This is a genomic window from Streptomyces sp. NPDC048392 (assembly GCF_043200575.1).
GTDB lineage: Bacteria > Actinomycetota > Actinomycetes > Streptomycetales > Streptomycetaceae > Streptomyces.
Genome location: NZ_JBICYB010000008.1, coordinates 226,338 through 246,461, shown reverse-complemented (window position 1 = coordinate 246,461; position 20,124 = coordinate 226,338). Strand labels below are relative to the sequence as shown.

Genomic DNA, 20,124 nt, shown 5'->3' with positions numbered 1-20,124 from the left:
CAGGGGCAGCGGGTCGGAGCTGGTGACCAGTTCCCGCAGCGGGTGCCGGGCCAGGACCGCGTCCACCTCGGGCGTCAACGCCGCCGCCAGCCGGGACGCGGCCGGCCTGCTCCCGTCCCGCAGCGCGTCGACGGCGGCCAGCAGCACACGCCGCTCCGCGCTCCCGGGCACGTCGGCGGCGGCACGCTCGTACAGCCGGGCGCCCTCCTCCAGGACCAGCTCCGTGTCCATCCCCGCCGGGACCTTGATCCGGGCGTGGTGCCGCCAGGTGGTGACCGGATCGCCCCAGGCCTCCACGGTGTACGACCACAGTCCGGTCTCCCCCGCGGTGACGGTGGCGCCCCAGCGGTCGGTGCCCGGGGCCAGCTCCCGCATGGGCGTCCAGGGACCCGGCCGGCCCTCGGGGTCCTTCAGCACGACATTGGCGGCGACCGCGTCGTGCCCCTCCCGGAACACGGTGGCGGAGACCTCGAACGACTCCCCGGTGACCGCCTTGGCGGGCCTGCGCCCCTGCCGGACGACCGGGCGGACGTCCAGGACGGGGATGCGCCCGACGACGGTGGTGGTGCCGCCCGCCGGTGAGGCCGGAGTCGGCGGAGAGGCCGGGGGTGGCGGAGAGGCCGGGGACGGCGCGGAAACCCGGGAAGCCGGAGGCGGCGGAGAAGCCGGGGGCGGCGGGGAGCCCGGGAGGTCGGAGGATGCTGACGAGTGCTGCCTGGCGGGCATGACCGCTCCTGTCCGCGTCAACGAGGGTGGGCGGATGACTCCGGGGAGGTGGGTCCTGCGAGGTCCGTGCGGGGCGTACCGCAGGAGCCTTCCCACACTCTTCCGGTGGGCAATCCGGCGCTTTGTTAACTACTCACGCGTATGTCGACACACGCGACGACCCTGACCGAACGACTTCCCGGATGCCGCTCCCGCAATCAGCGCCTTCGCGACAAGTGCAGCCTTTCGTGCGGGCCGAAGTGTCACAAGAAGGCCGACGGGGCAGGATCCGGCCATATCGGCACGCCGGTGGCGCTGGTCCGTCCGGTCCTCGCGGACGAGGCCGTTCAGGCCGAATCGGAGGTCTGCGGGCGAAGGCCCCAGCGAGGGACACATCGCGCGGTAACGTCGTCAGGGTGAAGGCGATCCGTCGACTGACCGTCCGTCCCGTTCTCCCCGACCCCCTCCGGCCGCTCAGTGACCTGGCCCGGAATCTGCGCTGGTCCTGGCATCCGGAGACCCGCGACCTCTTCCAGTCCGTCGACCCCGAGTGCTGGACCGCGTCCGGCCGCGACCCGGTACGGCTGCTCGGCACCGTGCCGCCCGCGCGCCTCGCGGAGCTGGCCGAGGACCGGCGGTTCCTGCGCCGGCTCACCGCGGTGGCCGACGACCTCGACCACTATCTGACCGGCGACCGCTGGTACCAGGCCCAGGCCGGCCGGCTCCCCGCCGCCGTGGCCTACTTCTCACCCGAGTTCGGCATCACCGCGGCCCTGCCCCAGTACTCCGGCGGGCTCGGCATCCTGGCCGGTGACCATCTGAAGGCGGCCAGCGACCTGGGCGTGCCGCTCGTCGGCGTGGGCCTGCTCTACCGCCACGGCTACTTCCGCCAGTCCCTCTCCCGGGACGGCTGGCAGCAGGAGCACTACCCCGTACTCGATCCCCACGAGCTGCCCCTCGCCCCCCTCAGGGAGACCGACGGCACCCCCGCCCACGTCGCCCTGGCGCTGCCCGGCGGCCGGGAGTTGCGCGCCAGGATCTGGCTGGCCCAGGTCGGCCGGGTGCCGCTGCTCCTGCTGGACTCGGACGTCGAGGAGAACGACCTCGGCGAGCGCGGCGTCACCGACCGGCTCTACGGCGGCGGCAGCGAGCACCGTCTCCTCCAGGAAATGCTCCTCGGCATAGGAGGTGTCCGGGCGGTACGGACGTACTGCGGGCTCACCGGCCACGCCGCGCCGGAGGTGTTCCACACCAACGAGGGCCACGCCGGCTTCCTCGGGCTGGAACGCATCGCCGAACTGTGCGACGAGGGCTCGGAGTTCACCTCCGCGTTGGAGGCGGTGCGGGCCGGCACCGTCTTCACCACCCACACCCCGGTCCCGGCCGGCATCGACCGCTTCGACCGTGAGCTGGTCGCCCGCCACTTCGGTCCCGACGCCGAACTCCCGCGCATCGACGTCGAGCGCGTCCTGCGGCTGGGTATGGAGACCTACCCCGGCGGCGAGCCGAACCTCTTCAACATGGCCGTGATGGGCCTCAGGCTGGCCCAGCGCGCCAACGGCGTCTCCCTGCTGCACGGCGGGGTCAGCCGCGGGATGTTCTCCGGACTGTGGCCCGGCTTCGACGCCGACGAGGTGCCGATCACCTCCGTCACCAACGGCGTGCACGCCCCGACCTGGGTGGCTCCCGAGGTGTTCCGGCTCGGCGCCCGGCAGATCGGCGCGCAGCGGGCCGAGGACGCGCTGACCGTCGGCGGCTCCGACCGCTGGGACTCCGTCGCCGACATCCCCGACCAGGACATCTGGGAGCTGCGCCGCACCCTGCGCGAACAGCTCGTGGAGGAGGTGCGCGAGCGGCTGCGCGCCTCCTGGCGCCAGCGCGGCGCCGGGACGGCCGAGCTGGGCTGGATCGACGACGCCCTCGATCCGGACGTGCTCACCATCGGCTTCGCACGGCGCGTCCCGTCGTACAAGCGGCTCACGCTGATGCTGCGCGACCGCGACCGGCTGACGGACCTGCTCCTGCATCCCGAGCGGCCGATCCAGATCGTCGTCGCGGGCAAGGCGCACCCGGCGGACGACGGCGGCAAGCGGCTGGTGCAGGAGCTGGTGCGGTTCGCGGACGACGCGCGGGTGCGGCACCGCATCGTGTTCCTGCCGGACTACGGCATGGCGATGGCGCAGAAGCTCTACCCGGGCTGCGACATCTGGCTGAACAACCCCCTGCGGCCCCTGGAGGCGTGCGGCACCAGCGGCATGAAGGCGGCGCTCAACGGCTGCCTCAACCTGTCGGTGCTGGACGGCTGGTGGGACGAGTGGTACCGGCCCGACTTCGGCTGGGCGATCCCCACCGCCGACGGCGCGGGCACCGACCCCGACCGGCGCGACGCCATAGAGGCCGCCGCCCTCTACGACCTGCTGGAGCAGCGGATCACCCCGCGCTTCTACGAGCGGGACGCGAGCGGGCTGCCCGACCGGTGGATCGAGATGGTGCGCAGGACCCTCAGCCTGCTCGGGCCGAAGGTGCTGGCCGGCCGCATGGTCCGCGAGTACGTCGAGCGGCTCTACGGCCCCGCCGCCGAGGCGCACCGTGCGATGGACCCGGACACCGCCCGCCAACTCGCCGAGTGGAAGGCCCGGGTGCGGGCGGCCTGGCCAGGCGTGAGCGTCGACCACGTGGAGACGTCCGCCGCCACCGCCAGCGCCGAACTCGGCACCACGCTCGGGCTGCGGGTGCGGGTGAAGCTCGGCGACCTCGCGCCGGAGGACGTGGAGGTGCAGGCGGTCTCCGGCCGGGTGGACTCCGAGGACCGGATCACCGACGCGGCGAAGGTGCCGCTGAAACCGGTGGGCGGCCCCGACCTGGAGGGCCGCTGGATGTACGAGGGGCCGCTCGCCCTGGACCGCACCGGTCCCTTCGGCTACACGGTCCGCGTCCTGCCCGCGCACCGGCTGCTGGCGTCCGGTGTGGAGACCGGTCTCGTGGCGGTGCCCTCGGGCGACCTGATGGAGGCGGCGGGACTGCTGATGAGGTGAGCACCCGGGCGGCGGCGGGGCGGCGGACGCGGAGCGGGGCTCAGTCCTCCTCGTCGCCGCCGCTCAGCCGGCGCAGGACGGTGCCGCAGCGGCGGGCGTAGGCGTGCTGGAAGGCCCGGGCGGCCGGTCCGCCGGCCCTGGCGTACCACTTCGCGGGGCGGCTGAAGGCGTGCACGGTCAGCCAGACCGTGCCGTCGCCCGTGCGGTCGACCACGAAGGCCTCCTCGCCGGACTCCGGGTGGCCGGGCAGCGTGCCGTAGGCCCAGCCGGCCCGCCGCGGTTCCTCCACCGTCCACACCACCCGGCAGGGCGCCTTGATCATCCCGGCGAGGGTGACGGTGACGTCGACGCCGGGCGCGGCGCGCTCCGCGCTCGCGTCGATGCCGACGCCCATCTCCCGGTGCATCTCCCAGGTGAGCACGGCCTCGGCCGCCCGCCGGAACACCGGTTCGCCCTCCCCGAGCCGGGTGCGTACGTGCATGGGACGGAAGCCGGGCGGACAGCGGTCCTGCTCGCGGGTGGCGCCGACGTCGTCGTACGTGAAGGACATGGGCACCAAGAGTAGGGCGACACCCGCGAACCGTCGGTTCCGGGTGCCGCCCGCCGTGTTGCCGCCGGTGCCGGTGACGGCGGAGCCGTCCGAGGTCGGGGAGTTGTGGCTGACCCCGTCGACGGTCCTCGCCCCGCTGTCCTCGGCCAGCGGGAGGAAGAAGTGGTTGGCCGGGCCCGGGGGAGTAGCGCACGTCGACGCCGTCGGGGCCGGAGGACCAGTAGTCCTTGGACGCGCCGTCCTTGCTGGGCTTGTCCATGTAGCGCAGCGGGGTGCCGTAGACGCGCACACGTCAGGAGGGCGCAATGATGTTGGCCGAAAACCGACAGCGGGGTGTGTGGTGCGGACTTGCGAAAGCGCGCGTGACCTCGGTCAAGCGGCAGCAAGGCGGGCGTAAGTGCTTGGCCGAAAACCGACAGCGGGGTGTGTGGTGCGGACTTGCGAAAGCGCGCGTGACCTCGGTCAAGCGGCAGCAAGGCGGGCGCAAGCGCTTGGCAGAAAACGGGCGGAAAGGGGTGGCGGGGCGGACATGGAGAGGGCGCCGCCCCGGAGGATTCGAACCTCCGGGACGGCGCCCTGACTTGGGGTGGCGCACCCGCGGGCCGGCCGGCCTACGGGAAGGTGAGCCGCCAGGCGTCGATGTAGCCGGTGTCCGCCGGGCCCTGGTCCTGGACGCGCAGCTTCCAGGTGCCGTTGGCCGATTCGGAGGAGGCGTTGACCGTGTAGGTCTCGTGCACGTCCTCCGCCGGGTCGTAGCCGCTGTTCTTCAGGCGGTACGACGTGCCGTCGGGCGCGACCAGGTCGATCTGCAGGTCACCGCGCCAGCTGTGCACGATGTCCACGCCCACCTGGAGGTTGCTCGGCGCCCTGCCGGCGCGCCCGGAGACCGTGAGGGACGAGGTCACCGCGGACCCGTAGTCGGGGATGTTCACGTTCGTGGTGCTCTCGAACGTGGTGCCGTCACCGCCGCCGCCGCCACCGGGCCGCGAGCCGACGTTGATGCCCGCCCACGCGTTCTGCACCGCGGTGTACTCGGCGCTGTCGGTGCCGTACAGCTCACCGGCCGCCGCGAGGGTGCCGGTGCGGGCCGCCGCGTAGTTGGTGGTCGACGTGAACTTGGTCGTCAGCGCGCGGAACCAGATCTTCTCCGCCTTGGCGCGGCCGATGCCGGTGACCGGGAGGCCGTCCGAGGTGGGCGAGTTGTACGTGACACCGTTGATGGTCTTGGTGCCGCTGCCCTCGCTCAGCAGGTAGAAGAAGTGGTTGGCCGGGCCGGAGGAGTAGTGGACGTCCACCCCGCCGATCCCCGAGTACCAGTAGTCCTTGGACGCGCCGTCCTTGCTGGGCTTGTCCATGTAGCGCAGCGGGGTGCCGTCCCCGTTGATGTCGATCTCCTCGCCGATGAGGTAGTCACCGACGTCGGAGGAGTTGTTGGCGTAGAACTCGACGGCGGCGCCGAAGATGTCGGAGGTGGCCTCGTTGAGGCCGCCGGACTCACCGCTGTAGTTGAGGCCCGCCGTGTTGGACGTGACGCCGTGCGACATCTCGTGCGCGGCCACGTCGATGGACGTCAGCGGGTTGGCGTTGCCCGAGCCGTCGCCGTAGGTCATGCAGAAGCAGCTGTCCGACCAGAAGGCGTTGACGTAGTTGTTGCCGTAGTGGACCCGGGAGTACGCGCCCACACCGTCGCCGCGGATACCGGACCTGCCCTGGACGTTCTTGTAGTAGTCCCAGGTCAGCGCCGCCCCGTAGTGGGCGTCGGCGGCGGCGGTCTCCGCGTTGGACGCGGACCCGTTGCCCCACACGTCGTCGGACCCCGAGAAGAGCGTGCCGGTGCCCGAGGTGCCGTGGTTGAGGTTGTAGGTCCTGTGGTTGCCGCGCCCCGTGTCGGTCAGCGTGTACGACGACCCCGACTGTGCGGTGCCCAGCGTCACCGTGCCGCTGTACCGGGTGTTGCCGGTGCCGTTCTCGATGGCCTGGTACTCGTACAGCTTCGCGCCGGTGGCGGCGTCGGTGACGACGTGCAGCTCGTTCGGGGTGCCGTCCTCCTGGAGGCCGCCCACGACCGTCTCGTACGCCAGGACCGGCGTGCCGTTCGCCGCCCAGATCACCTTGCGCGGGGCGCGGTCGGCGTCCGGCTGCTCGGCGCCCGCGGCCTTCGCGGCGGACACCGCCTGCGACTCGGCCTTCGCGGCGGATATCTTCGGCGTCACGGTGGCGGGCCTGATGGCCTTCGCCGCGGCCTTCACGACCTTCCCGGTCTTCCCGGTCTTCCCGGCGTCACTGGTGACCACGAGGTCGCCGCCGAGGACGGGCAGGCCGTCGTAGGTGCGCTCGTAGCGGGTGTGCAGGGTCCCGTCGCCGTCCTTGACCACGTCCCGGACGACCAGCTTCTCCTTGGCGCCCAGGCCCAGGTCGTCCGCGGTCCTCGCCTTGGCGGCGTTGGCGTCGCGCAGCAGCTCGGCACGCTGGGCCGGGGTGAGCTTCACGGACTCGGCGCCCGGAGCGTGGGACGGCCCGGGCGCGGCGCTGGCGGCGCCGGACTGGACCGCCGTGGCGATCAGCGCGGCGACACCGGCCAGCGCGACGGCCGCCGCGCGCCGGTGCGTGGAGCGGCGGGAGGAGGCGAGGGAGGTGGTGTGGGAGGTGCGTCTGTGGGGAGTGCTGCTCAACACTGACTCCTTCTGCGTGGCCGCGGGTCGCGCGGCCGGGGGAGACCGGCCGGCGGGTGGCCGGCCGGGCGGAACTGTGCGGTACGCAGAAACCACGTGCTAGGAGCTGGCCACGGCACAGCGCTCGTGGGGAAGCTGTGGGGGCGCTGTGAAGGGGCCGACGGAAGAGTGGCAGGAGAAAGCGCTACTTGTCAGGAGCGCGTCAGCAAGTTGGCTGGAAATGGTTCGTTGACCGGGCGTTCACGTTCGATAAACGGAACCTTTGCCGTCCCCGCCCGCCGACTGTCCGGTCAGTCAGCAAGGGGCGCCGGTGCGGTCACTGCCCCGCCGTGCGGCGCCCCGTGCCAGGAACGCCACAGCGCCGCGTACGCCCCACCGGCCGCCACCAGCTCGTCGTGCGTGCCGAGTTCGCTCAGCAGCCCGTCCTCCATCACGGCCACCCGGTCGGCGTCGTGCGCGGTGTGCAGGCGGTGCGCGACGGCGATGACCGTACGGCCCTTCAGTACGGCGGCGAGTGCCTGCTCCGTGTGCCGGGCCGTCGTCGGGTCCAGCAGCGCGGTGGCCTCGTCCAGGATCAGGGTGTGCGGGTCGGCCAGCACCACCCGGGCCAGGGCGAGCTGCTGGGCCTGCGAGCCGCCCGTGGAGTGCCCCTTCGCGCCCAGCTCGGTGCCGAGTCCCTCGGGCAGCTCCCGCACCCACTCCCCGGCGCCCACCGCGGTCAGCGCCGCCCACAAGTCCTCGTCCGCGGCGGTCGGTTCGGCGATCAGGAGGTTGTCGCGGACCGTGCCAAGGAACACGTGGTGCTCCTGGGTGACCAGCACCACCTGACGGCGCAGCCGCTCGGGGCCCAGGGCGACCACGGGCACCCCGCCCACCGTCACCGAGCCGTCCGTCGGCGCGTCGACGCCCGCCAGCAGCCGGCTCAACGTGGTCTTGCCCGCCCCGGAAGGGCCGACGACCGCCAGCCGCTCGCCCGGCCGCACGGTCAGGTCCACCCCGCGCAGCACCTCGCCGCCCCGGTCGTAGGCGTAGCGCACCCCGGACACGTCGATACGGTCGTCCGCCGGCACCGCCGCGTCGTCCGCCGTCGCCCGCGGGGCCTGCGCCAGGCCTTCCACCCGGGCGAAGGAGGCGGCACCGGCCTGGAGTTGCTCCGTCCGCATCAGCACCTCGTCCAGCGGCCCGGCGAGCTGCTGGAGATACACGGCGCAGGACACCACCGCCCCCAGGCTCGCCGACCCGTGCGCGTGCAGGACCCCGCCGAACAGCAGCACACCCGCCACGGGAAGCACGTAGGAGACGTCCACCGCCGGGAAGAACACGCTGCGCAGGAACAGCGTGCGGAACCGGGTGCGCCGCGAGACCTCCAGCGTCTCCCGGCTCGTCGTGACGCGCCGGTCGGCCAGCCGGAACGCCTCGACCGTGCGGGCCCCGGCCACCGTGGCGGTGAGGCTCTCGGTGACGTCCGAGGTGGCCGCCCCCTCGGCGAGATAGCCGGCCCGCGCCCGGCGCAGGTACCAGCGCAGCGCGAGCCAGGCCGGGGTCAGCCCCAGCACCCCGGCCAGCCCGAGCAGCGGGTCGAGCACGAACACCGCGCCGGTGAGGAACAGCGCCTGCACGGCGTTGACCAGCAGCTCGGGTCCGGCGTCGCGCAGCGTCGTGCCCACGGTGGTCACATCTGCGGTGCCGCGCGTCGTCAGGTCCCCGGTGCCCGCCCGCTCCACCACGGACGCGGGCAGGGCCAGCGCCCGGTCCACGTACCGCTCCCGCACCCGGGCGAGCGCCCGTTCCCCGAAACAGTGCCCCACGTACCGCGCCCAGCGGGCCAGCAGCAGCTGTGCCAGCGAGCACAGCAGGATGGCGAGCGCCATCCGGTCCACGGCGCCGACCCCGTCCCCGTCGCGCACCTCGTCGACGATCCGGCCCAGCAGCCACGGACCCGCGAGACCGGCCAGCGCGGCCAGCGCGTTCAGTGCCAGGACGACCGAGAAGGACCGCCGGTCGGCACCCACGAGCCGGGCTGCCGCCCGGCGGACGTCGGCGCGCTCGGCGACGGGCAGCTGTCCCGGTGCCGGCTCTCCGGTCATCGGGCCGGCTCACCTTCCTCGGCGTCCTCGGCGTTCTCGGCGTCCCGCGCCACCAGGGCGCGGTAGTCCGGCGCGGTGTCCAGGAGTTCGCGATGGGTGCCGGTGGCCGCGACCTTGCCGTCGACCAGGTGGTGCACGACATCCGCCCGGTCGAGCAGCAGCGGTGAGGTGGCGGCCAGTACGGTCGTACGGCCCTTGCGGGCCTCCCGGAGCCGGTCGGCCACGGTGGCCTCGGTGTGGGCGTCCAGTGCGGAGGTCGGTTCCACGGCGAGCAGGACCTCCGGATCGGCCAGCAGGGCGCGGGCCAGGCGGACGCGCTGGCGCTGGCCGCCGGACAGGTCGCGGGCCTGGGCCGCGATCCGGGTCTCCAGGCCGTCCGGGAGACCTCGGACGATGTCGTCGGCGGCGGCGGCGTGTATCGCGGCGGCGAGCTTCGCCGTCCCGTCCGCCCCGGTGGGCCGCCGGACGTCCGCGGGTGCGGCGCCGCCGGTCGCGCCCGCGCGGCGCCGCCGCACACCGAAACCGCCCGCGCCCCCGCGGGACGTCTCCCGAGCGCCGACGACATCGCTCAGGGTCCCTGCGAAGAGGTCGGCCTCCGCGTCCGCCACCAGGATGCGCTCCCGTACCCGCGGCAGCGGGACCGCGGCCAGCGGAACCCCTCCCCACGTCGCGTCGGACGGGGTGTAGCGGCCCAGGCGGTCCAGCACCTCGGCGGCGTCGGCCGGGCGGGAAGTGACGAGCGCGGTCAGACGGCCGGGGAGGACCCGCACTCCCGAGGCCGGGTCGAACAGCACCGAGGGCTCCGCCGGGGCGTCCCGGGTGCCCTCGTCCGGCTCCGGCTCAAGGCGCAGGAACGCGACGACGCGGCGGGCGGCCACCACCCCCCGGCTGAGCTGGTGGCCCATCTCGATGAGGAACGCCACCGGCCAGCCCAGCGCCACCACATAGCCGTACACCGCCACCAGTTCACCCACGCTGATGCGCCCCTGCGCGGCCAGGCGGGCGCCCAGCCAGGTCACCAGCGCCAGGAACAGCACCGGCAGCCCCACCCCGAGCGCCTGGATCCAGCTGGTGACCGCGCCGACCCGGTAGCCCTGCTCGCGCAGCCGGCCCGAGTCCCGCCGGAACGCGTCCGCGACCAGACCCTTGCCGCCCAGACCGTTCAGCACCCGCAGCCCGCCCGCGAGGTCGCCGATCCGCGCGGTCAGCACCGACTGCCGCTCCCGGTACTCGGCCTCCCTGCCCTGCAGACGGCCCATCAGCGGGCCGAGCAGCACCCCGAGCACCGGCACCCCGAGCAGCACCACCAGGGCGAGCCGGGGCGACACCGACAGCATCAGTCCGCCGACCGCCGCATAGGCGACGACCGCCCCGATGCCCGGCCCCACGGCCGTCAGGGACGTGCTGATGGTCTGCACGTCGCCGACGCCGATGGTGACGACCTCACCGGTCCCCACCTGCCCGCGCAGAGCCGCGCCGAGCCGCGTGGCGTGCCCGACGACCACCTTGACCGTGCGGAAGTTGGCGTCCATCCGCACCCGCGTCATCGTGCGGTGCCGCATCATGCCCAGCCACGCGTTGACCCCGCCGACGGCGGCCATGGCGCCCGTCCAGCCCGCCAGCGCACCCAGGTCGCCGGGCTCCAGGCCGTGGTCGATCGCCCGTGCCATCAGGTACGGCGTCGCCGCCAGCAGCACCATCCAGACACTGGCGAGCACCGCCCCCGCCAGGCACCGCGGCCACTGCCGTGCGACCAGCCACCCCAGGTAGCGCCAGCCGCCCCGGCGGTCCGGCGTGCCCGGGTCCCCGTACGCGTCGATCACCGTCGACTCCCCCCGGAGGCCTTCCGGCAGACCCGCGCCCTCACGCGAGACTGTCCCGCCACGCCCGGTGCAGATCCGCGAACCGGCCCGTACCGGTGATCAGTTCGGCCGGGGAGCCGTCCTCGACGATCCGGCCGCGCTCCATCACCAGCACCCGGTCGGCGATCTCCACGGTGGAGAGCCGGTGCGCGATCACGACCGCCGTACGGCCCCTCAGCACCGTCGTCATGGCCCGCTGCACCGCCTGCTCCCCGGGGATGTCCAGCGAGCTGGTCGCCTCGTCCAGGATCAGCACCGCCGGGTCCGCGAGCAACGCCCGCGCGAACGCCACGAGCTGCCGCTGACCGGCGGAGATACGGCCGCCCCGCTTGCGCACGTCGGTGTCGTAGCCGTCGGGCAGGGCGACGATGAAGTCGTGGGCGCCGATCGCCTTCGCGGCCCGCTCGATCTCCTCCCGCGTCGCCTCCGGACGGCCGATGGCGATGTTGTCCGCGACCGTGCCGGAGAACAGGAACGCCTCCTGCGTCACCATCACCACCCCGCGCCGCAGCTCGGGCACCGCCAGGTCGCGCAGGTCGGTGCCGTCCAGCAGGACCCGTCCGGCCGAGGGGTCGTAGAACCGGGCGAGCAGCTTGGCCAGCGTCGACTTGCCCGCGCCGGTCGAGCCCACGACGGCGACCGTCTGCCCGGCCGGCAGCGTCAGCCCGAAGCGCGGCAGCACCTCGCCGCCGGTGCGGTATCCGAAGCTCACCGAGTCGAAGACGACCTCGCGGCCGGGGTGCTCCGACTCCAGCGGCGGCAGCTCCTTCGGCGCGGCCGGTTCGGGCACCGACGGCGTCTGGGCCAGCAGCCCGGCGATCTTCTCCAGCGAGGCCGCCGCCGACTGGTAGGAGTTCAGGAACATGCCGAGCCGGTCGATCGGGTCGTACAGGCGGCGCAGGTACAGCACCGCCGCCGCCAGCACGCCGAGCTCCAGCGTGCCGTCCGCGACCCGGTAGGCGCCCCACAGCACGATCCCGGCGACGGCCGTGTTGGCGACCAGCCGCGAACCGGTCACATAACGGGCCATCTCCAGCAGCGCGTCGCCGTTCGTCCGCTCGTGGCGCCGGTTCAGGACCGCGAAGTCGGCGTCGTTGGCGCCCTCCCGCCGGAACGCGCGCACCGGCCGGATGCCGTTCATCGTCTCCACGAACTTCACGATCACCGCCGCGATCGCCGTGGACCGCTGCCGGTACACCCGTCCCGCGCGCCGCCGGTAGAGCCGCACCAGCGCGTACAGCGGCACGAACGACGCCACCGCCACGGCACCCATGCCCAGGTCCAGCCAGAGCAGCAGCGCCGCGATGTAGACGAAGGACAGGATGACCGTCACCAGCTCCTGCAGGCCCTCGTCGAGCAGCTCGCGCAGGGACTCCACGTCGGTGGTGGAACGGGAGATGAGGCGGCCCGAGGTGTAGCGCTCGTGGAAGTCGACGCTCAGCGCCTGCGCATGCCGGAAGATGCGTCCGCGCAGGTCGAGCAGCACGTCCTGGCTGACGCGGGCCGCGGCGGCGATGAAGGCGTACTGGAGCGCGCCCGCGCCCAGCGAGCAGAGCAGATAACCGGCGCCCACCGCGATCAGCGGACCGTGCTCGTCGTCCCGCACGGCCGGCACGGCGTGGTCGATGGCGTACGCCACCAGCAGCGGGCCCGCCTGCACCGCCGCCTGCTGGAGCAGCAGGAGGAGGACGGTCAGGGCGACGCGGGCCTTCAGGGGCGCCAGCAGGGAGCGCAGCAGGGCACCGGTCGCACCCGGCGGGCTGGGCAGCACGTCCTGGTCGAAGAGCGCGTCTTCGGCGGGGGTCCCGGCCTCGGCCGGGTCCTCGTCCTGCGGTTGTCCGCTGTCCGGCACGGTGGCCGTGGGCGCCGTCATCGGCCGTCCCCTTCCTCGGGCCCTTCGGGAGTCCCGTGCCCGTCGAGCCCGGACATCAGACGGGCGTACTCGGCGTCGGTGCGCAGCAGTTCGTGATGGGTGCCGACGGCGGCGATCCGGCCCCCGGAGAGCAGGGCGACGCGGTCGGCGAGCAGGACGGTGGAGGGACGGTGGGCCACGATCAGGGCGGTGGTGTCCGCGAGGACCCGCCGCAGGGCCGCCTCCACGGCGGCCTCCGTGTGCACGTCCAGCGCGGACAGCGGGTCGTCCAGGACGAGGAACCTCGGTCTGCCGACCACCGCCCGTGCGAGCGCGAGGCGCTGACGCTGGCCGCCGGACAGGCTGAGGCCCTGCTCACCGACCTGGGTGCCGCTGCCCCGGGGGAGCGCGTGCACGAAGTCGGCCTGCGCGACGGCCAGCGCCCGGTCCAGCTCCTCGGGGCCGGCGCCGTCGCCCGCGCCCATCAGCACGTTCTCGCCGACGCTCGCCGAGAAGAGGGTGGGCTCCTCGAAAGCCACGGCGACCATGGAGCGCAGCTCCTCGCGGGACAGCGCGGTGATGTCCTCGCCGTCCAGCGTGATCCGGCCGTCGGTCACCTCGTGCAGGCGGGGGACGAGCGCGGTCAGCGTCGTCTTCCCGCTGCCGGTGGCGCCGACCAGGGCCATGGACTCACCGGGACGGATGTGCAGGTCGACGTCCGCGAGCAGGGGCGGGGAACCGGCGGGAGCGTCGGGGTAGCGGAACCGGACGTGCTCGAACCGCAGGCCCCGCGGCCGGCCCGTGCCGGTCCCGGGGGCGACGCGCTGCTCGCCGGGAGGTGCCGCCTTCCACGGGACGGGAGCCGCACCGGCGGCACGACCGCCCGCGGCTGCGCCGGTTTCCACCTCCGCGTCCATCACCTCGAAGTACCGGTCCGTCGCCGCCGCCGCCTCCTGGCTCATCGCCAGCAGGAAACCGATGGACTCCACCGGCCACCGCAGGGCCAGCGCCGTGGACAGGAACGCCACCAGCGTCCCCGCCGACAGCGACCCGTCCGCCACCTGTACCGCCCCGACCACCAGCGCGGCCCCGATCGCGACCTCGGGCAGCGTCACGATGACCGCCCAGATGGCCGCCAGCAGCCGCGCCTTGCGCAGCTCCGTCCCCCGCAGGGTGTGGGACAGCTGGTGGAAGGCGCGGGCCTGGCTGCGGTGCCGGCCGAAGCCCTTGATGATCCGGATGCCGAGCACGCTCTCCTCGACCACGGTCGTCAGATCACCGACCTGGTCCTGCGCGCGCCGCGCCACCGCGGAGTACTTCCTCTCGAAGACCCCGCACGTGATCATCACGGGGATGGCGGGTCCGAGGACGACCAGCCCGAGCGTCCAGTCCTGAACGAGCATGATGCCCACGCCGACGAGGATCGTCACGCCGTTGACCAGCAGGAACGTCAGCGGGAAGGCGAGGAACATGCGCAGCAGCATGAGGTCGGTCGTGCCGCGCGACAGCAGCTGCCCCGAGGCCCAGCGGTCGTGGAAGGCCACCGGCAGCCGTTGCAGGTGCCGGTAGAGGGCCGCGCGCATCCCCGCCTCGACGCCCGCCAGCGGCCGGGCCACCAGCCACCGCCGCAGCCCGAACAGCAGCGCCTCCGCGAGGCCGAGGAGCAGCAGGTACAGCGCTCCGAGCCACACGCCCGCCGGATCACGGGCGGCCACCGGCCCGTCCACCATCCACTTCAGGACCAGGGGGATCACCAGCCCCACGCAGGAGGCGAGGATCGCCACGAACGCGGCGGTCCCCAACCTCGCGCGCACGGGCCGCACACAGGGCCACAGCCGCAGCAGGGCACGTACGGTGGAACGCTTCTCGGCGGGGTCCGGGGCGGGTCCCGGCGCGAGATCCGTGGCGGGGGCGGGTTTCGTGGACATCGGCAGCGAGCCTACGGTTCACCACTGACACTGCCCACCGACTTTTCGCGCCCACCGGGGTCGTACGGAGGCCTCACCGGGGTCGTACGGGCGCATCGACCGGTCGGCCGGTGCGCCTCAGGGGGCGCGTCGGCCGGTGCGCCGGCCCCCGCTCGCCGGGACGCCGGTGCCGTGCCCCGGTGAAATGTCTCTGGCCGGGGACCCGCGCGTCGTCCCGGACGAACCGGCCACCGGCCGCGCCCCGCGCGCCCGCCGGGAGACCCGGCAGCTCGTCGAGGACGTCCGCGCGGGCGGGGGCAGCGTCCTCCCGGTCACCCACTTCATGGCGGCGGCGCGGCGCCGGCGCGACCGGACCGCGGTGCACGACCGGGGCCGTGCCGCCGCCCCGGACACCCCGGCCCGCTCACCCCGCCTTCAGCAGCAGCACCGTCCGGGCCGGGACCGTGACCGGCGTCCCCGCCGGGTACGTGGTGCCCGGCGCCTCGCCCTGCTCCTCCCGGCCGGTGTCGACGACCACCTCGTACCGCTCCGCCCACGGGGGACCCGGCAGGACGAAGACGGCCGGTCCCTCACCCGCGTGCAGAAGGGCCAGGAAACTGTCGTCGACGACCGGGTCGCCGCGCTCGTCGCGGCCCGGGATGTCCCGCCCGGACAGATACATGCCGAGGGTGGCGGTGGGGGCGTACCAGTCCCGTTCCGTCATCTCCGTGCCGCCCGGGGTGAACCAGGCCAGGTCGCGCAGGCCGTCCGCGGAGTGCGCGCGGCCGGAGAAGAAGGCCCGGCGGCGCAGTACCGGGTGCCGGTGGCGCAGCGCGATCAGCCGGGAGGCCAGCTCGAACAGGGGCCGCCACTCCGGGTCGTCCCGCAGGCTCCAGTCCACCCAGCTGATCTCGTTGTCCTGGCAGTACGCGTTGTTGCCGCCGCGCTGGGTGCGCCCCATCTCGTCGCCCGCGACCAGCATCGGCACCCCGGTGGACAGCAGCAGGGTCGTCAGGAGGTTGCGCGACTGACGGCGCCTGAGGGCCCGTACGTCCGCGTCGTCCGTCTCTCCCTCCGCGCCGCAGTTCCAGGAACGGTTGTCGTCCGAGCCGTCCCGGTTGCCCTCGCCGTTGGCCTCGTTGTGCTTGCGCTCGTACGACACGAGGTCCCGCAGCGTGAAGCCGTCGTGCGCGGTGACGAAGTTGACCGAGGCGTACGGCCGCCGCCCGCCCCACGCGTACAGGTCGCTGGAGCCCGACAGGCGGTAGCCCATCTCCCGCACGTCCGGCAGCGCGTGCCGCCAGAAGTCCCGCACGGCGCCCCGGTACCGGTCGTTCCACTCCGTCCACAGCGGCGGGAAGGCGCCCACCTGGTAGCCGCCCGAGCCGACGTCCCACGGCTCGGCGATCAGCTTCACCCGGCGCAGCACCGGGTCCTGCGCGATCACCGCCAGGAAGGGGGAGAGCATGTCGACGTCGTGCATGGAGCGGGCCAGCGCCGCCGCCAGGTCGAAGCGGAAGCCGTCCACGCCCATCTCGGTGACCCAGTACCGCAGCGAGTCGGTGATCAGGCGCAGGACGTGCGGCTGGACGACGTGCAGGGTGTTGCCGCAGCCGGTGTAGTCGGCGTACCGGCGGGCGTCCGGCTGGAGGCGGTAGTACCCGTGGTTGTCGATGCCCTTCAGGGAGAGCATCGGGCCCAGCTCGCCCGCCTCCGCCGTGTGGTTGTAGACCACGTCGAGGATGACCTCGATGCCCGCCGCGTGCAGCGCGCGCACCATCCGCTTGAACTCGCCGACCTGTTCCCCGGTGGTACCGGAGGCGGCGTACGCGGCGTGCGGGGCGAAGTAGCCGACCGAGTTGTAGCCCCAGTAGTTCCTCAGCCCGCGGTCGAGCAGATGGCTCTCGTGCGCGAACTGGTGCACCGGCAGCAGCTCCACCGCCGTCACGCCCAGCCGCGTCAGGTGCTCGACCGCCGCCGGGTGCGCGAGGCCCGCGTACGTGCCGCGCAGTCCGGGCGGGATGTCCGGGTGCAGCTTGGTGAAGCCGCGCACGTGCAGCTCGTAGATGACCGAGTCCGCCCACGGCGTCTTCGGACGCCGGTCGTCCGACCAGTCGTCGTCGTCGTGGACCACGACGCCCTTGGGGACGTACGGCGCCGAGTCCCGCTCGTCGCGCACGGTGTCCGCCACCCGCTGCTCCGGCCAGTCGCGCACATGCCCGTACACCTCGGGCGGCAGCAGGAAGTCGCCGTCCACCGCGCGGGCGTAGGGGTCGAGCAGCAGCTTCGCCGGGTTCCAGCGGGCGCCGGTCCACGGGTCCCAGCGGCCGTGCACCCGGTAGCCGTAGCGCTGCCCGGGCAGGACGCCCGGCACGAAGCCGTGCCAGATCCCGTGCGTCAGCTCGGTCAGCCGGACCCGGGTCTCCCGGCCGCCGGGACCCCGCCCGTCGAACAGGCACAGCTCGACCGCCTCCGCGCCGCCGGCCCACAACGCGAAGTTGGTCCCGGCCACCTGGTCGGGACCGGTCCGGAACCGGGCGCCCAGCGGCACCGGGGTGCCGGGCCGGGCCGGCGCGGTGGGGGGCGACGCGGCCCGCCGCGCACCGCCCACCACGACGGCGGGGCGCCCGTTCGCGGCGGCCTGCTTCCCGGCCACCGCCTCCTGCTCGGCTGCGCTGGACACCTGTCAGCCTCCCACGGCTCGTGGAACGACGTCCGGCAGGAGGGCGTGCGGCGTCCCGGCCGCTGCTCCCCGTCGCGTCGTCCTCCCCACAGTTCTGCCCACCGGGTGGCTCGCACTCACGTTTCCCCAGGGCCGACCGGTCGTTACGGGTGGATGTGAGGCACGTACATGGGCGCGCACGGCGCGCGGGGGCCGCTCTGGCCGCCGTACTGACATGGGCAGGACTGCTGGCCGGGGCCGCCGGATGCACCTCGGACGGCGGTGGCGTCGGCTCCGGCATCGGCGAGGTGTTCGGCAAGCCACCCGCCGCCGAGGACGTCATCCGGGTCACCCCCGACGACGGGAGCAAGGCCGTCCGGCCGGACGGGAAACTGGCGGTGCGGGTGCCCGACGGGCGCCTCGAGTCGGTGAAGGTCGTCAAGTCGCAGGACGCGCGGGAGACCCCGGTGCCCGGCCGGATCTCCGAGGACGGCCTCGGCTGGCGGCCCGACGACGACCGGCTCGCACTCGCCGCCAAGTACACGGTCGACGCCGTCGCCCTGGACGGCGGCGGACACCGCTCGGCACGGCACACCACCTTCACCACCTACGTCCCCGAGGAACGCTTCATCGCCTACGTCGCTCCCGAGAACCGCTCGGTCGTCGGCACCGGAATGATCGTTTCGCTGGAGTTCAACCGGGAGATCACCGACCGCGCCGCCGTCCAACGCGCCGTCTCGGTCACCGCGAAGCCCGCCACCGAGATCCGCCCCCACTGGTTCGGCAGGGACCGTCTCGACTTCCGCCCCAAGGAGTACTGGAAGCCCGGCACCGAGGTCACCGTCGCCCTGGACCTGCGGGACGTCGAGGGCGCGAAGGGGGCCTACGGGCTCCAGGACAAGACGCTCTCCTTCACCGTGGGCCGCAGCCAGGTCTCCCGCGTCGACGCGAGCGAGCGGACCATGGAGGTACGCCGGGACGGCACGCTGCTGGCCACCGTGCCCATCACCGCGGGCGCGCCGACGACGCCCACCTACAACGGCAGGATGGTCATCACCGAGCTGCTCGACGTCACCCGCATGAACAGCCGCACGGTCGGCTTCGGCGGCGAGTACGACATCCCCGACGTCCCGCACGCCATCCGCCTGACCAGCTCGGGCACCTTCCTGCACGGCAACTACTGGGCCCCCGCCGACACCTTCGGCCGGGCCAACGTCAGCCACGGCTGCATCGGGCTGCGCGACGACAAGGGCGGCGGTTCCGCCACCCCGGCGGGCTGGTTCTTCGACCGCAGCCTCGTCGGCGACGTCGTCGAGGTGGTCCACAGCAAGGACAGGAAGGTCGCCCCCGACAACGGACTGGGTGGCTGGAACATGAAGTGGAAGGAGTGGAAGGCGGGCGGCGCGGTGAAGTGACGGCGGTGTGCCCCCGGCACCCCGGCCGCCAACTCGGTACGGAACGGTGACAATTCACCTGGCCCTTCACCCCCTGGCCTGCGGTTACGATGCGCCGGTGCGTGCGCGAGCGCACTGGGGCGCGGGCCGGTCCAGGCCCGGGGAGGGGAGACAAGTTGAACGTGCGTCCGATAGCGGGGGCGGTACTCGGGGTGCTGATACTGACCGTCACCGCGTGCGGTGGGGGCGGCTCGGGCCCGGGGGCCGGGGACGGCAAGGGGGAGAAGGTCAAGGACTCCACCGCGGCACAGAGCAAGCAGTCCGAGGCCGTCGTCACCATCACCCCCGGGAACGGGGCGAAGGCCGTCGACACCAGCGGCGCCGTGAAGGTCGGCGCCGCGAAGGGCAGGCTCACGGAGGTCGTGGTCAAGGACGCCGAGGGCGCGAAGGTCGACGGCGAGATATCCGGGGACGGCGCCACCTGGACGCCGTCCACCCATCTGGCCGCCGCCACGGCGTACACCGTGCACGCGGTCGCCAAGGACTCCGAGGGCCGCACGGCCGCCGAGGACTCCCGCTTCACCACCCTGACGCCGAAGAACACCTTCATCGGCGCCTTCACCCCGGAGGACGGTTCGAAGGTCGGCGTCGGCATGCCGTTCTCGATCCGCTTCACCCGGGGCATCACCAACCCGGAGGACGTCGAGAAGGCCATCACCGTCAGGACCGAGCCGGCCGTCGAGGTCGCGGGCCACTGGTTCGGCAACGACCGCCTCGACTTCCGTCCCGAGAAGTACTGGAAGGCCGGCACCAAGGTCACCGTCGACCTGAACCTCGACGGCGTCGAGGGCCGCGAGGACGTCTACGGCAAGCAGGCCAAGACCGTCTCCTTCACCGTCGGCCGCAGCCAGGTCTCCGTCGTGGACGCCAAGAAGCACACGATGAAGGTCGTGCGGGACGGCAGGACCCTCAAGACCGTCCCGGTCACCACCGGCGCCCCCGGCTACGAGACCTGGAACGGCCGGATGGTCATCACCGAGCGGCTCGCGGTGACCCGGATGAACGGCGAGACCGTGGGCTACGGCGGCGAGTACGACATCAAGGACGTCCCGCACGCCATGCGGCTGTCCACCTCCGGCACCTTCATCCACGGCAACTACTGGGGCGGCGACGCCTTCGGCAACCGCAACTCCAGCCACGGCTGCGTCGGCCTGCGCGACGTGCGCGGCGGCTGGGACGAGCAGGCGCCGGCCGCCTGGTTCTTCGAGCACTCGATCGTCGGCGACGTCGTCGTGGTCCAGAACTCCGAGGACGCGACCATCGCCCCCGACAACGGCCTCAACGGCTGGAACATGTCCTGGGAGAAGTGGAAGGCCTGAGCCCCCATCCGCGTAAGGC

11 protein-coding genes and 1 pseudogene are annotated in these 20,124 nt (G+C 73.4%); 3 read left to right on the top strand and 9 right to left on the bottom strand.

Annotated elements, in window-relative coordinates; genetic code table 11:
- Window positions 1-726, bottom strand: a 726-nt coding sequence (locus ACGFYH_RS14935) for a maltotransferase domain-containing protein (protein WP_393803531.1), incomplete at its 3' end; no start/stop codon positions are given.
- A 395-nt stretch (window positions 727-1,121) separates the two neighbouring features.
- Here ACGFYH_RS14935 and ACGFYH_RS14930 point away from each other — a divergent pair.
- On the top strand, window positions 1,122-3,740 hold the full coding sequence (locus tag ACGFYH_RS14930) for a glycosyltransferase family 1 protein (protein ID WP_393803530.1): 2,619 nt from the start codon (window positions 1,122-1,124) through the stop codon (window positions 3,738-3,740).
- 40 nt (window positions 3,741-3,780) lie between these two features.
- On the opposite strand, the gene ACGFYH_RS14925 is transcribed toward ACGFYH_RS14930, so the two are convergent.
- The 8 genes and pseudogenes from ACGFYH_RS14925 to glgX form a co-directional block, all read right to left on the bottom strand.
- Window positions 3,781-4,290: a DUF1990 family protein gene (locus tag ACGFYH_RS14925; protein ID WP_393803541.1), complete on the bottom strand. Its 510-nt coding sequence runs from the start codon at window positions 4,288-4,290 to the stop codon at window positions 3,781-3,783.
- 51 nt (window positions 4,291-4,341) lie between these two features.
- Window positions 4,342-4,567: pseudogene (locus ACGFYH_RS14920) on the bottom strand (M4 family metallopeptidase); the annotation flags it as partial.
- A 334-nt stretch (window positions 4,568-4,901) separates the two neighbouring features.
- On the bottom strand, window positions 4,902-6,965 hold the full coding sequence (locus ACGFYH_RS14915; protein ID WP_393803529.1) for a M4 family metallopeptidase: 2,064 nt from the start codon (window positions 6,963-6,965) through the stop codon (window positions 4,902-4,904).
- 287 nt (window positions 6,966-7,252) lie between these two features.
- Complete coding sequence (locus ACGFYH_RS14910; protein ID WP_393803528.1) at window positions 7,253-9,049, bottom strand: ABC transporter ATP-binding protein; 1,797 nt, start codon at window positions 9,047-9,049, stop codon at window positions 7,253-7,255.
- Window positions 9,046-10,872: an ABC transporter transmembrane domain-containing protein gene (locus ACGFYH_RS14905; protein ID WP_393803527.1), complete on the bottom strand. Its 1,827-nt coding sequence runs from the start codon at window positions 10,870-10,872 to the stop codon at window positions 9,046-9,048. The genes ACGFYH_RS14910 and ACGFYH_RS14905 overlap by 4 nt, the downstream gene beginning before the upstream one ends.
- Window positions 10,873-10,912: 40 nt before the next feature.
- Window positions 10,913-12,784, bottom strand: a complete 1,872-nt coding sequence (locus ACGFYH_RS14900) for an ABC transporter ATP-binding protein (RefSeq protein ID WP_393803526.1) — start codon at window positions 12,782-12,784, stop codon at window positions 10,913-10,915.
- A complete protein-coding gene (locus ACGFYH_RS14895; RefSeq protein WP_393803525.1) occupies window positions 12,781-14,691 on the bottom strand; it encodes an ABC transporter ATP-binding protein in 1,911 nt (636 codons plus the stop codon). The genes ACGFYH_RS14900 and ACGFYH_RS14895 overlap by 4 nt, the downstream gene beginning before the upstream one ends.
- A gap of 403 nt (window positions 14,692-15,094) precedes the next feature.
- Window positions 15,095-17,353, bottom strand: a complete 2,259-nt coding sequence (glgX, locus tag ACGFYH_RS14890) for a glycogen debranching protein GlgX (protein WP_393803524.1) — start codon at window positions 17,351-17,353, stop codon at window positions 15,095-15,097.
- A gap of 155 nt (window positions 17,354-17,508) precedes the next feature.
- Here glgX and ACGFYH_RS14885 point away from each other — a divergent pair, with 155 nt between their 5' ends.
- Together ACGFYH_RS14885 and ACGFYH_RS14880 are read left to right on the top strand one after the other, a co-directional pair.
- A complete protein-coding gene (locus ACGFYH_RS14885; protein ID WP_393803523.1) occupies window positions 17,509-18,747 on the top strand; it encodes an Ig-like domain-containing protein in 1,239 nt (412 codons plus the stop codon).
- A gap of 155 nt (window positions 18,748-18,902) precedes the next feature.
- Window positions 18,903-20,105: an Ig-like domain-containing protein gene (locus ACGFYH_RS14880; protein WP_393803522.1), complete on the top strand. Its 1,203-nt coding sequence runs from the start codon at window positions 18,903-18,905 to the stop codon at window positions 20,103-20,105.
- Window positions 20,106-20,124 lie beyond the last annotated feature (19 nt).

Bases quoted from the DNA above. Each gene is read 5' to 3' on its own strand.
- ACGFYH_RS14925 (WP_393803541.1), bottom strand. From the start codon at position 4,290: ATGTCCTTCACGTACGACGACGTCGGCGCCACCCGCGAGCAGGACCGC.
- ACGFYH_RS14910 (WP_393803528.1), bottom strand. From the start codon at position 9,049: ATGACCGGAGAGCCGGCACCGGGACAGCTGCCCGTCGCCGAGCGCGCC.
- ACGFYH_RS14900 (WP_393803526.1), bottom strand. From the start codon at position 12,784: ATGACGGCGCCCACGGCCACCGTGCCGGACAGCGGACAACCGCAGGAC.
- ACGFYH_RS14895 (WP_393803525.1), bottom strand. From the start codon at position 14,691: ATGTCCACGAAACCCGCCCCCGCCACGGATCTCGCGCCGGGACCCGCC.